Origin of the sequence: Candidatus Allofournierella merdavium, assembly GCF_944382735.1 — a bacterium.
Lineage (GTDB): Bacteria > Bacillota > Clostridia > Oscillospirales > Ruminococcaceae > Allofournierella_A > Allofournierella_A merdavium.
The window spans coordinates 205,509-216,985 of record NZ_CALWND010000006.1 but is presented as its reverse complement, the minus strand read 5'-3'; the positions used below and the strand labels follow the sequence as shown (position 1 = coordinate 216,985).

Genomic DNA, 11,477 nt, shown 5'->3' with positions numbered 1-11,477 from the left:
GCGCCAGCGCAAGGGTTGCCGCAACAAAAGAAAAAATCAGCGCTTTCTTTTTCATGATTCCTTCCTCCTTGGTTTACTCACCCATGATAGCACATTTTGGGTACGATAAAAAGGCTTTGCAAGGAAAAAAGCCCGCTAAAAGCGGGCTGGAAAAGGGTATAAAAAACGAGGTACGACCGACGGTCGCACCTCGTTTTCGGCTTGTTTATGCGGTTTTCACCTATGACAGTTTTTCTTCAGATGGTCTCATCGTATCCGTATTCACCAAAGTAATATTTGCCGATCTCATGAATCTCATAGCATTCTGTCCTTGCTTGTATTTCTCGGCATATCCTCAGCAGATTTTGTACAGCGCCCGGGTCAGAAATCTCAACACAGCTTTCAAGGTTTTGGTTCAGGCCGCTATACGTGAGATTCAAAGAACCCAAAAAGGCTATTTTGTCATCCACAATGAGCAGCTTTAAATGGACAAAATTGTCTGCATACCTTCGAATCATCCTTAAATTTACAACAGGTTCAAAATGGTATTCCACCGTGGGAATGCTTCGGGCACGCTTTTCGAGGTCATGGGCAACCGCAAACAGAACAACGATCACACCAATTCCACTCAGCACTACTTCCATAGGGAGCGGAAAGCTATCTGTAATGTTTTTCAAACTTGGAAACTCTTGCAGACTTTGCAGCTGCTTCTCCTGCGCAGCGAGCCACAGAATGAATAAGGCCCAAAAGCCGACCACCAGAAAAATCAGCATTCCCATCATCACACGGGCTGTCCTTCGCTGCTTTTTTCTCATCGCTATATTGGCTGCCAAAGGCACTTTTTGGAGCCTCAAGAACGATGTGATAACATCTCTCAGGCCCAAATCATCCCTTACATATCCGTATCCTTTTTTGACAGTGCTTGCCCCGCGAGGCCGGGCTTTCACTTCTTGAAAAAGCCCTTGGACAGAAACTCCCTGGCGTTGCTTTTCGGCCAACAAATCAAGATATGTCTCTCCGATGTACGGGCTAATCAGATGGATACTGTTTTCTGCTTTTTGTACAGCCTCCTCCATGTGCGCCCCGGCATGCGTGCCTATATAAACATTTCCTGTTACTGTGCCCAGATTTCCATAATAGCCCATACCCTTATCCCCTTAGTTGCTTTTTTGGAAGGCACGACCGTCGGTCGTACCTGTTACGGCTCCATCCCACGCTGATATGGGTAAAGCTGCTGGTATAATTCCTGCACCCATCCTGGCGTATGGGCTCCAATGGGAAACAACTGCCCGTTTCTGTATTCTGCCACGAGCATAAACCCGTTGTTGTTGTCGAAAAACTTCGCTTCGTCACAGTATGGCAAAATCTTTCCGACGTCCTGGAAACGGTGCGCAAACCGGCTGCGCACATCCTTTTCCGGTATGTTGTGTCCGCCATGGGCCACACGATTTTCTATGCGGTGCAGGCTCTCTTCCAGCGTGTCCAATCCGACATAGTATAAACGGATATAATATCCGGCATCTTTTGCCCGACTGCACAGCCGTTTGGGATAGCCGCCCGACAAGGTTGTTTCCTGTGTGAAATTGACGCCCTCATTCAGAGCATTCTCAATTTGAGACACAGCGAGTTTTCCACCCTCATATTCATCCCCATTGCAAAGCACAGTACACCGATCAGGGTCAACGACGATCCCCAAGTCCGTCCGTTCTGTGCGGAGCATACCCGTGAGGCTTGATTTTCCCGTGCCGTTCACGCCCCCGATGATCGTATAGACTTTCATTTGCGTCCTCCCCTTCTCTTGTTGTTACGGCTCCAAAGGCGGCTGCTGGAAGTATGCGATCAGTTGACGGTATTTGTCCTGTGCCGAAAGGCAGGTGTCCACCAGATACCCCGGCTCCTGGGGGTATTCCCGCAAGCCGCGATAGTAGAACAGCTTGTGGTCGCTGTCGATCACAAAGGGCACCAGCCCGTGAGCCAGGCACTCTTTGAACATGACCAGACGGCCGACCCTCCCGTTGCCGTCCTGGAAGGGGTGTATCGCTTCAAAGCGATAGTGAAAGTCGATCACGTCCTGCTCGTTCACGGAAGGTTTCTCCCGGTATGCCCGCAGCAATGCCTGCATCCTGGCCGGCACTTCCCCGGGCGCTGCCGTGTACACCATTTCCCCGATCATATTGGGCAGGGCCTTGTACTCCCCGACCCGGAAGCGGGGATCCCGCTCATCCGACGTTCCCCGCTTCAGCAGGCGGTGCAGCTCCTTGATGACCTCTTCGGAAAGAGGCTGCCCGGCCACGTCCAGCATATAGTCAAACGCCTGGAAGTGATTGATCGTCTCGATCACATCGTCTGTGCGGATGGGGGTATCGCCATCCGGCAGAAACGTATTTGTTTCATAGATGAAGCGCGTCTGCTCGTGGGTGAGCCGGCTGCCCTCAATGCGGTTGGAATTGTAGGCAAACAGGATCTGCGTCTGGTGGTACAGCCCACCTTTTCGGCGGGTGCTTTTTTCCTCCAAAAGCTGTTCCAAAAGGCTCATACACACGCGCCCCCTTTTAAGTTATTGTACCCTATGCCGGATGGACGGTCAAGGCGAGAGCGGTTCTTTCGGCTGCGTGAGATCTTCAGGCCGGCAGTCCGTTACTATGCAGCAGTTCTCCGCCATGGTGAAAAGCTGCGGATAGTGGAACTTTTTTTCGAAACGCTCCAGCTGCTCATCCGTGAGGCCGACCAGATCCCCATCCCCCAGGCCGCAAACAAAGAAAGAACCGAAAATCGGCTCCTGGATCTCCGCAACAAAGCGGTTTGGCTTCATGTTCAGCAGCAGCGCCTCATCATTGCAAACGATGGCCGCCCGCTCCTCCCACGGATACACAACCTCGATCATGCCACCGACAAGGTGCTGCATGGATTCAAGCGTTCCGTCAATCGTAGCCCTTTTTGCGTATTCACCGGGCCGGACGATCAACACCTGCATTTCCTTCTTTTGTTCCGGGCGCGCTCCTTCCGCTTCGGCTACTTCATCCAGGAACCCATTGGCAGCCTCTTCTGTGTAAGTGTACACACTTTCCATTGGGGCAAATTCCATCAGAAGTTCGTCACGAACATCAAGCAGTGAGAGCCTCTCATTGTCCAGCCGCCCGCCGTCGATCGCTTTATTATCCGCATCGTAAATGGTGTAGTCGTATCCGCCGTCACAAGCCTGGATAAAGAGGATGTTTCCGCTTTCTATCTGATATACAGCTTTTTGCCGGAGTTGGTCTTCCGCGCATTTACGGGCGCAGAACAATGTTGCTTTCACGTCCTCCAGACTGTCATGCGCTTGGTATTGATAGCCGTAATGCGCCGCGCAGGCAGTCAACTTCTGCCATTTCCAGTCCTGGTGGTTTTTGTCCCATTCGCCCTTGATCTCCGCGTAATCTATCATCACATCAACAAGCTTCACATCTTCTGGCGGACAAACGCCAAACTGGGCCAGAAAAGGCAAATCAAAGCCCTCATGGTTGTACCCGACGATCACCGCCGCCTTAGCCAGGAGCAGGTTGATATACTCTGTTTCTTCCGTAAAGATCGAGCCGTCAGCCACATCGTCCGGCGAGATCCCATTCACGGCCTGAGCCTCCGGCCAGGCCGTGTTGTGTTCCGGCTTGAAGCTGTCGTAGAACAACGTTTCCCCTGTTCCATCAATGATCGTCAAAGACAGAACTTCGTCCTCCGGTGCATGAAGGCCCGTCGTTTCGATGTCCAAAACCATTACTTTTTCGGGTTCTTTCTCAAGATACCCCATCAAATCCGCACAAGTGATCCGCTCCATTGTTCTCTCCTTTGCACTGAGGCGCGCCCGTCGGTCACACCTGATTTTCCGCTTGGTTATGCGGTTTTTCAGGTACGACCGTCGGTCGTACCCGCACCTCTTCTAACAGTTTCCCTTTTATATCCACAACAAACACAGGCTCTCTTCGATGAATTATTTCACGCAAATATGAAAAGCGGCCATCACCCTGATTGATCTGCGGGTGCATATCAGTGTTGGCTGCTTGCCCATCTTCTTTCCTGTAATTTGAAGGCATTCCCAAAACCGCGAAGTTGGGATTCATGCGCTGCGAGATGTTAGAATCTGATCGAAGCTCATTTTGCAATCTCTCCGTTGGCTGTTTCATTTCGCGGTTCCCTCCTTTTTTGTTTTGGGTAAAAAAGCGCCCGCTGAATGCGGGCTGGGGCAAGAAAAAACAAGGTGCGACGATTCGTCGCACCTGAAAGTGAATTTTATAAATACAGCCGGATATGCCCTGAGTTTCCGTCCTCTGCAAGTTTCACTGTGAATCCATGCTTTTTATAAAAGCGAAGGACACGGTCCCGATTCTCATTATCAGCATTGCACCCTATATCAACAGGATGCAAACTTCCGGAAATGATCTTTAACCTTTGTTCCCTCGCGATATGGATTATTTCCTCCATACCCTTACTGCCGTATCCTTGGCCGCGTTCCCCAATTACATAGTTGTCTATAATTGTCATGCGCTCTTTACCCGGATCACAGGTCAACTCCGCTCGAAATCGTTCTTCCAAAACGGTGTCTTGATAGGCATATAGGCGAACAGCAATGTCAAAAGAGATTCCGCTTATAGTGGAGTCTCTTTTCGTGAAAAAGAGCAGCGTTTCCCCGCCTTTTTCCCTCTGAATCTTGGATATTGTATATCCTTCCAGCGTAACTGCATGAAGGGAATTGACCAGCGCATCATACTTTCTGTTTGCACAATGAAGCTGCCGATCCAGGTCGGCCACCACACTGCGTTCTGCTCGGATTTTGTCGATCAGGTCATAATACAGCGTATAATATATGTTCCTGCGCCTTATCCACTCGCTGAAATCACCGACAATTTTCCCGAACATACTTTTCGGCGGCCTCCAGACTATTCATCAAATCTTTTAACAGCTCCTGCTGAGCGGGATCCTTCTCCTGGTGCATATCGACCATCAGGCTTCCCCGTAATTCTGAAAACCTTTTGAAGTCCCCCATGCCGCGGGCACGTCGAAAGCTATAATTATAATAGCTGAAATATCGCTTTCGCCGAACCCGAAAAGGCAGTTTTACTATATCAAGGTCTCCATCTAAAATCAAGTTAGCAAATTTCAATTCCCGTTTTAGATGCTGCTCCCCTTTATAATCCCGAATCGCACCGCGCATTTTTGAAAACATCATATTTACCGTTGCCTCCTTTACAGAGAAAGCGCGCCGAGTCGCTGCGCTCTCTGCGTTTTTGAGTTGTTCCCTTTGTTTTGAACATGAGAAATGCCGCTGAAAGCGGGCTGGGATGCGGGATACAAAAACGAGGTACTGCCGTCGGTCGCACCTGATTTTTGGCTTGTTTATGCGATTTTTGTGGTACGACCGTCGGTCGCACCATTATCGCTGCTGCGGCAGTACCAGCTCCGCCACAATCACCAGTCTTTCGGATGCATCATCGGTGCAGGTGGCGAGAGTGAGCAGTTTTTGGCCGCCCACCGCCTCCAGCTCCCGGCCCTCGATCACGTTTCGTTCGTTTGCCAGGCGCACCAGCTCTTGCTGCTGCGCCCAGCCGGGCGACGCCAGGATACACACTCCGTCCTGCTCCGCACTGGCGATGCCCACACTTTTGATCTCAAATGTGTACTGTCTGGACGCAACAGAAAGAAAAATCTCTGTGTTCTCGGCCGCAAAGTCGGCATCCAAGAAGGCACTGAGCTGACCGAAGCCGATGTTCGGATCCTGGCCGGGGGCCGTGAAGCTGTGTCCGTAAATGATGGTGTTTGTGCTGAGCGTATCACCGGAAAAATCGCACTCGTAGTCTGCAAAGTAGCAGCCGTCGTGGCTCGGCTCGCCCCGCTCATCACGGCGCAGATAGTATTCATTGTCCTCAGCCTGCTGCACCGGGCCGTCGATGTTGGTGCCTGACACAGTCAGCCAGGCGACCGTGTCAGGATTATTGATCTGAGCCTCCGCCAGGCGCGGATCTGCCGGCGCTTGTTCCTGCTGTTCTTCATTGCTCACCACGCTGGCAGGCGCAGCGGGCCGGGAAGCCGTGCCAGCACAGCCAGCGAGCAATGTGGCGGCTGCCAGCAGCAGTGTCACCACCTGTTTCATTGCTTTTTCCCTTCTTTCTTGCCAGCTTCCAACACATACTGCCCAAGCAGCAGCGTTTTGATCTTCTCCTCCAGCTCCAGGTCTTCCACCACAACAAGGTGCAGATATCGCTCGCCCCGTTTGATCGAGGGCAGAGACACAAACAGCCCTTCTTTGCCCTCGATCACCTTTGCGTCCCGGATAGTCAGCAGTTTCCTCCCGTTGCTGTAAGCCAGTTGCACATCAGCCGTGGCCCTCAGCGTCCCCGCCGCGGGCCCAGTCAGTTTAAAATTCTTGATACCAATTTTCATCGATGATGCTCCTCCCACTGAACCAGCGCATCCACGATCCGCTGCTCCACTTCTTTCTTTGTTGCGTCCGGCGGAAAAAACCTGGCAAACGGCGCGAAATCAAGCTTTTTGATGGCAGCCGGCCGGATGTCCTGCTTCGCTTTGCGACGCATGGCCACCGCCTGCTCCTCCGTGATCGTTGCGCCGTTTTCCAGTTCCTTTGCGACCTTGGCCTGCTGCTTCTCGCTCAGATAGGACAGCTGCGCGCCGGCCCTCACCGACACCTGCCCGGCGTCCACCTTTTCCAGAAGCCCCGCATCCAGCTGGGCCAGCCGATTGTACCGTTGCACGGTGCGAATGTCCACGCCGGTCTCCCTTGCGACGCCGGCCGTGCTCTGCCCGTTGGGCAGGCCCTTCTCTGCCAGCAGTTTTGCCACAGCGGCATACCCTTTTGCACGCTCACTGGGCGGCAGGTCGTGTCCATCTTCCAGATTGGTGACATGGAAAATGTACTCTGCCGAGGCGTCGTCAAGCTGCTGATAGACCATCGCCGGGATGGTCGTTTTGCCCGCCATACGGCTGGCCTCGGTACGGCAATGGCCAGCCAGAATCTCATATCTGCCGTTTGGCTTGGTGCGCAGCACAATGGGCTGAAGGACACCTTTCAGTCGAATGCTGTCGGCCAGCGACTGCATTTTGTCTTGGTTGACACTGTAAAACTGCGGCTGAAGGGGGCAGGCGTCCAGCAAGTCCAGAGCGACAATCTGATACTGGGCCTGGCCGCCCGCTCCGCTCAACAAAGAAAGAACCGTGGACTGCGCCTGGTAGTTCATTCCAGCCGGCTTGGAGCTTTTGCTGAAGTTGAAGTTTTTGCCAGCCATGTTACTTGCCCTCCCGTTCCATCACTTCATCGGCCAGGCTCATGTATCGCTGCCCGATCCGGCTCTTCGCCATAGCCACACAGCTATGCCCCTGGGCGGTGCTGTCCGCCGCCTCCACAAGTCGGGGGATCACAGTGTTGTAGACCACGCCGGGATAGTCCATGTGCAGCGCCTGTTCGACAGCCTTGCTCTGGTTGGTGGCGTCCGCCATGGTGAGCAGTATGCCATTGACGCGGAGGGCGTTGCCGGTAATGCCAGCAATGTTCTGGACGATCGCAAGGAGGTTTTCGAGGCCGTCCAGCGCAGCCTTTTGGGCCTGCACCGGAATGATCACATCCGTGCTGATCACCAGGGCATTGGTGAGGATCAGGCCCAGATACGGCGGGCAATCCAGCAGCACATAATCGTACTCCTCGATGGGCAGCTGCCGAAGCAGACGCTGCAAGACCTGCTCCCGGTACATCACCGTGACCAGATAGACGTCGGCTTCGGCCAGCGAAAGGTCCGCCGCGATGTAGTCCATGCCCTCGGCATGGTGGCAGATCGCCTTACCTGCGGTATCCGCGTCGACCGGCTGGCCGGCGGCCGCCTGGCGAAGCAGGCTGCTCATCGTGATCGAGCCGCCCTCCCAGCCCAGGAAACGCGACAGGTGCGCCTGACTGTCCAGGTCGATGCACAGCACTTTCCGGCCTTTTTTTACCAGGGCCGCTGCGAGATTGATGACCGTGGTGCTCTTGCCGACGCCGCCTTTCTGATTGGCGACGGCGATGATGGTGTTTTTCTTGTTCATGGTGTTGATCCTCACTTTCTTTTTCTTGTTAAATGCAACGAGGTACGACCGTTGGTCGCACCTCGTTTTTGGCTTTGTTATGCGGTTTTCGAGGTACGACCGTCGGTCGTACCTATGCAGGCAACCACTGGTTCAGCTGGTTCATGGTCTCCACCGCATGCCCCAGCAGTGCCAGCCGGGTGTCCGGGTAGATAAGCGCGGCCAGCCCGATCAGAGCCAGGCCGGCCAGCGCGACAGATGCAGCAAAGCGGATTGCCATGATGGAAGCCCGCCCAGCCAACCGCAGTGTGTTGGTTACCACGTTTTTTCGCTCGACCACAATGGTGTTGGGGTCTGAAACGCCATACTGATCACGGAGTATCTGCTGCTGCTTCTGCTGTTCCCACGCTGCTCGCAGCTGCTTGCCTTTTGTTCTCATTTTATGGCTCCATTCCCGCAAACGCCTTCTCGCGCATTGCGTCAATCTGGTTTTCAAAAGCGATCGCCTTGGCAAGGGGCTCTTCGCTGATGTCAAAGCGGCCCATCTGAACACGCAGCTCCAATTTCCCGCCCGCGATGCCGATGGCCTCCCATGCCAGCAGGTAGTCCCTGGCCGGGAGCGTCGCCAGGCTCCAGAAGGGATTTTCCCTGCATGCGCTGTCCCAGGAAAAGACATTGTTGGCGATCTCGCAAAGCAGCTGTTTGTTCTCAGACGCGGTTTTTTGAACTTCCTTGCGGATCGTCCGAAAATCTATGCCGTCCGATGAGACTGCTTTTTGTGCTGCGCTAAACAAATCAGGGTCTGACGACAAAATGTAAAATGCTGCCACGTATTGATGATCCACATTGCCTTCGCGCAGTGCCACAAGTTGTTTGAAGCGTTCCACGTTTGTCATGATATGATCCTCTCTTTCTTTTTCTTGCTAAATGCAACGAGGTACGACCGACGGTCGTACCTCCTGTCATTTGCGCCGACGGAACAGATGAAATGTAAACCCTTTTTTCTTTTGTTGAGGCTCGGTCTTTTGACAGGAAACGATCTGTGCATAGAACTCATCATCCCCACAGTAGGAGAAAAAATCCGGCGCATAGGGAGCAAACTGCGTGTTGGCTGCGCTGTCGCCCATCTGGTTGCGCACATCCGTCTCATCCGCTCGCGCAACAAAGGAAAAAATATAGTGCAGGCTGCCATCATCGTCATCGAACACCCGACTGAGCTGGTCGCTCTCCCACGGTTTGATGCCGGCCACCAGCACCTTGATGTCTTTTTCCCAAAAGGACACTGTATCGGCAATCTCCGCATAGTCGCCATAATCGCAGATCAGATAGTCGTACTCCATCCGTGCCTGCATCAGCAGCTTGCCGGTATCCAGGAAGTGACAGCCCTGGATCGTGTACTCGTGAGGGCCAAGCTGCTCGCATTTGTCGTAAACCGTCAGATACTGCCTCATCTGATCAGCCTGTTGCATGTCCACATATGCGCAGCGGAAGTTTTGGGCCGTCAAGTACAGCAGCAACTGCATCGCCTGGGTGGTGGTGCCGATCCGCGGGCCGCCGCCGGCCACAGCGATCGTTACCGCTCGCGTCGCCGGCCTGGCCGGTTTGCGGATCTGCATGGATTTCCCTGTCGCCGCATCCACCTGGGAGGGTGGGACAACCGCAGCCGGCACAGGCTGCTCAACCGCTTGCGCTTCTTCTTTCTGCTCCGGCGTCTCGGTGGGCACCTGCGCTGCTTTTTCAACCGGTGGCACTGTATGAAGCAGGTTACTGATCCTCATTTGCAGTTTGACGCCAGTTTGCAGAAAAATATCTTTTTGCGTCACACCCACCGAAACCAAATCGCGAATCAGTCGGCTCTCTGGCAGATACCCGTCCGCCAGCACCATGATGTGCAGTTGTGTCGTGCGCAGCAGTCGATCCACCAGGGATACCGCTTCATCGGCATTCGCTGTTTTAAGGCTCCCGGCGTCGATCAGCACATCCGTAAACTCCTGATTCGCTTCCAGTGTCCGGCAGATCGCCGTCGGTTCCTTCGGCTCCACCCAGCGTATGTCGTACTCGCCGCGAAAATTGAGCTTATTAATTTGCTCATACAGCTGCTCGCCTGCAACAACTCCAATGACCATTTTTTCCTCCTTACACAAGCAAAAGGGCCGCAGTGGTTTCTGCGGCCCTTTTGGTTTTATATTGCCATGTGTATTTTGATGTAGTCTTCGATTTTTTGCGCTTCCTGCCGGATATGTTTTACTTCCGGCAGATCCATGAGATTTGCATGGATGTAATGCTTTCGTGTTGTCTTGATGTCAGCATGTCCGATCATCTTTATCAGGGTCTCCTCCTCAACTCCTGCGTAGGCACTGAATGTCGCAAAACTGTGTCGAGCAGAGTAGGGGGTGATATGGGGGATGTTCCGCTTATCATTCAGCTGATCCGGCCGGTTGATGCCAAGTTCGAGGGTCATGGGATAAAATTCCCTCGCCCGCCAATTTGCAAAGTTTTTCTTGCCTCCCTTTGCCCCGCGCACCAAGTATCCCTGTTTTTGATGTGCTACAACAGGGCAGGACAGATACCATTGCGAGATAAACGGCTGCACAAGCGGCAAAATCGGCACAATGCGATCTTGCCCAGCAACCGTTTTTGATCCGCTACAAAGAAAAGGGATCCGAGGGTCCATGTCTTCACAGCGAATGGAAAAAAGTTCTTCCGGCCGATAGCCAGTGGTGATCAAAACTAAAACGATTTGCGCTGTCTTTGCATACTTCCCGCCTTTTGCGCACTGGTAAAGCAACGGGATATGGTTGATTTCAAACGGTAATGTCTCCCGCGCTTCCCGCCCCTCCAGAACCAGTTCGGAAGCATAGTTCTGAGTGATGAGACCTTCGATGATTGCTTGCTTGCTCAGCTGGCTGATGAGCTGCTGAACTTTTTGCTGGGTCGAGAGAGACAGCCCCGAACAGGCCATCTCATCCAGGCACCTCTGGTAATCATCGTATTGGATCATTTGAATGGGAAGCTCTGCCAGACATTCGATTTTGTTCCACGCCAAGTCGTATCCCCGTTTCCCTTTCGGGCCAAGGCTGCGGTAATGCTTTCTTTTTTTCCATCTGTTGTGTACTTCATTCAATGTACAGCGGGCAGGGTCTTTTCGCTGATCCCATCCGCAGATGGAACAAAACAAACCATCACTCACGATTTTCTTGCAATTCATGCAAACCATAACGGACAACTCCTTTCAAATTTCAGAATATCGCTCGTTGTCCGCATATTATATCTCTTAATTTTGACGCCTGTTTCTCGGTTGACGTTTCCCTCCGTCTGGTCGTGGTTAGGCGGGTTGCTGTGCGGGGCTGTGCCCCTTACGAAGCCGCCGCTCTCCACACGGGGGTAAAGCAGCGGCGTCACAGGTATCCTTGCCGCAGGCATGAGCAGATGCATAACAACAAAAAAGCCCTGGCGAA

Annotated in this window: 15 protein-coding genes; all 15 read right to left on the bottom strand. The window is 53.1% G+C overall.

The window, feature by feature from the left end; genetic code table 11:
* Positions 1–236: 236 nt before the first annotated feature.
* The 15 genes from ACH2A7_RS06860 to ACH2A7_RS06790 all read right to left on the bottom strand — a co-directional run bounded on the left by ACH2A7_RS06860 (position 237) and on the right by ACH2A7_RS06790 (position 11,236).
* On the bottom strand, positions 237–1,124 hold the full coding sequence (locus ACH2A7_RS06860; RefSeq protein WP_394960936.1) for a phospholipase D-like domain-containing protein: 888 nt from the start codon (positions 1,122–1,124) through the stop codon (positions 237–239).
* Positions 1,125–1,177: 53 nt separating this feature from the next.
* A complete protein-coding gene (locus tag ACH2A7_RS06855) occupies positions 1,178–1,759 on the bottom strand; it encodes a hypothetical protein (protein ID WP_394960935.1) in 582 nt (193 codons plus the stop codon).
* A gap of 24 nt (positions 1,760–1,783) precedes the next feature.
* Complete coding sequence (locus ACH2A7_RS06850) at positions 1,784–2,515, bottom strand: Fic family protein (RefSeq protein WP_394960934.1); 732 nt, start codon at positions 2,513–2,515, stop codon at positions 1,784–1,786.
* A 48-nt stretch (positions 2,516–2,563) separates the two neighbouring features.
* A complete protein-coding gene (locus ACH2A7_RS06845; protein WP_394960933.1) occupies positions 2,564–3,790 on the bottom strand; it encodes a DUF3846 domain-containing protein in 1,227 nt (408 codons plus the stop codon).
* A gap of 34 nt (positions 3,791–3,824) precedes the next feature.
* The gene (locus ACH2A7_RS06840) at positions 3,825–4,136 is read right to left on the bottom strand and encodes a hypothetical protein (RefSeq protein ID WP_394960932.1); all 312 of its coding nucleotides are present in this window, start codon (positions 4,134–4,136) and stop codon (positions 3,825–3,827) included.
* 106 nt (positions 4,137–4,242) lie between these two features.
* On the bottom strand, positions 4,243–4,869 hold the full coding sequence (locus tag ACH2A7_RS06835) for a GNAT family N-acetyltransferase (protein ID WP_394960931.1): 627 nt from the start codon (positions 4,867–4,869) through the stop codon (positions 4,243–4,245).
* Positions 4,847–5,179, bottom strand: coding sequence for a hypothetical protein (locus ACH2A7_RS06830; protein ID WP_394960930.1), 333 nt, complete (start codon positions 5,177–5,179; stop codon positions 4,847–4,849). The genes ACH2A7_RS06835 and ACH2A7_RS06830 overlap by 23 nt, the downstream gene beginning before the upstream one ends.
* A gap of 204 nt (positions 5,180–5,383) precedes the next feature.
* Entirely contained in the window at positions 5,384–6,100 is a 717-nt protein-coding gene (locus ACH2A7_RS06825) for a class B sortase (RefSeq protein ID WP_394960929.1), read from the bottom strand.
* Positions 6,097–6,390, bottom strand: coding sequence for a septation protein SpoVG family protein (locus tag ACH2A7_RS06820; RefSeq protein WP_394960928.1), 294 nt, complete (start codon positions 6,388–6,390; stop codon positions 6,097–6,099). Before ACH2A7_RS06820 ends, ACH2A7_RS06825 begins: the two co-directional genes overlap by 4 nt.
* Positions 6,387–7,250, bottom strand: coding sequence for a ParB/RepB/Spo0J family partition protein (locus ACH2A7_RS06815; protein WP_394960927.1), 864 nt, complete (start codon positions 7,248–7,250; stop codon positions 6,387–6,389). Before ACH2A7_RS06815 ends, ACH2A7_RS06820 begins: the two co-directional genes overlap by 4 nt.
* A gap of 1 nt (position 7,251) precedes the next feature.
* Positions 7,252–8,040 carry a ParA family protein gene (locus ACH2A7_RS06810; RefSeq protein ID WP_394960926.1) on the bottom strand — a complete coding sequence of 263 codons (789 nt, stop codon included), beginning with the start codon at positions 8,038–8,040 and terminating at the stop codon, positions 7,252–7,254.
* A gap of 112 nt (positions 8,041–8,152) precedes the next feature.
* On the bottom strand, positions 8,153–8,458 hold the full coding sequence (locus tag ACH2A7_RS06805) for a hypothetical protein (protein ID WP_394960925.1): 306 nt from the start codon (positions 8,456–8,458) through the stop codon (positions 8,153–8,155).
* 1 nt (position 8,459) lies between these two features.
* The gene (locus tag ACH2A7_RS06800) at positions 8,460–8,915 is read right to left on the bottom strand and encodes a hypothetical protein (protein WP_394960924.1); all 456 of its coding nucleotides are present in this window, start codon (positions 8,913–8,915) and stop codon (positions 8,460–8,462) included.
* Positions 8,916–8,981: 66 nt separating this feature from the next.
* Positions 8,982–10,145, bottom strand: a complete 1,164-nt coding sequence (locus ACH2A7_RS06795) for a hypothetical protein (RefSeq protein WP_394960923.1) — start codon at positions 10,143–10,145, stop codon at positions 8,982–8,984.
* Positions 10,146–10,201: 56 nt separating this feature from the next.
* Complete coding sequence (locus ACH2A7_RS06790) at positions 10,202–11,236, bottom strand: tyrosine-type recombinase/integrase (RefSeq protein WP_394960922.1); 1,035 nt, start codon at positions 11,234–11,236, stop codon at positions 10,202–10,204.
* Between the last annotated feature and the right edge of the window lie 241 nt (positions 11,237–11,477).

What these genes read in the sequence shown, in the direction of transcription:
- ACH2A7_RS06860 (WP_394960936.1), bottom strand. Translation starts at nt 1,124, where the DNA reads ATGGGCTATTATGGAAATCTGGGCACAGTAACAGGAAATGTTTATATA.
- ACH2A7_RS06855 (WP_394960935.1), bottom strand. Translation starts at nt 1,759, where the DNA reads ATGAAAGTCTATACGATCATCGGGGGCGTGAACGGCACGGGAAAATCA.
- ACH2A7_RS06850 (WP_394960934.1), bottom strand. Translation starts at nt 2,515, where the DNA reads ATGAGCCTTTTGGAACAGCTTTTGGAGGAAAAAAGCACCCGCCGAAAA.
- ACH2A7_RS06845 (WP_394960933.1), bottom strand. Translation starts at nt 3,790, where the DNA reads ATGGAGCGGATCACTTGTGCGGATTTGATGGGGTATCTTGAGAAAGAA.
- ACH2A7_RS06840 (WP_394960932.1), bottom strand. Translation starts at nt 4,136, where the DNA reads ATGAAACAGCCAACGGAGAGATTGCAAAATGAGCTTCGATCAGATTCT.
- ACH2A7_RS06835 (WP_394960931.1), bottom strand. Translation starts at nt 4,869, where the DNA reads ATGTTCGGGAAAATTGTCGGTGATTTCAGCGAGTGGATAAGGCGCAGG.
- ACH2A7_RS06830 (WP_394960930.1), bottom strand. Translation starts at nt 5,179, where the DNA reads ATGATGTTTTCAAAAATGCGCGGTGCGATTCGGGATTATAAAGGGGAG.
- ACH2A7_RS06825 (WP_394960929.1), bottom strand. Translation starts at nt 6,100, where the DNA reads ATGAAACAGGTGGTGACACTGCTGCTGGCAGCCGCCACATTGCTCGCT.
- ACH2A7_RS06820 (WP_394960928.1), bottom strand. Translation starts at nt 6,390, where the DNA reads ATGAAAATTGGTATCAAGAATTTTAAACTGACTGGGCCCGCGGCGGGG.
- ACH2A7_RS06815 (WP_394960927.1), bottom strand. Translation starts at nt 7,250, where the DNA reads ATGGCTGGCAAAAACTTCAACTTCAGCAAAAGCTCCAAGCCGGCTGGA.
- ACH2A7_RS06810 (WP_394960926.1), bottom strand. Translation starts at nt 8,040, where the DNA reads ATGAACAAGAAAAACACCATCATCGCCGTCGCCAATCAGAAAGGCGGC.
- ACH2A7_RS06805 (WP_394960925.1), bottom strand. Translation starts at nt 8,458, where the DNA reads ATGAGAACAAAAGGCAAGCAGCTGCGAGCAGCGTGGGAACAGCAGAAG.
- ACH2A7_RS06800 (WP_394960924.1), bottom strand. Translation starts at nt 8,915, where the DNA reads ATGACAAACGTGGAACGCTTCAAACAACTTGTGGCACTGCGCGAAGGC.
- ACH2A7_RS06795 (WP_394960923.1), bottom strand. Translation starts at nt 10,145, where the DNA reads ATGGTCATTGGAGTTGTTGCAGGCGAGCAGCTGTATGAGCAAATTAAT.
- ACH2A7_RS06790 (WP_394960922.1), bottom strand. Translation starts at nt 11,236, where the DNA reads ATGGTTTGCATGAATTGCAAGAAAATCGTGAGTGATGGTTTGTTTTGT.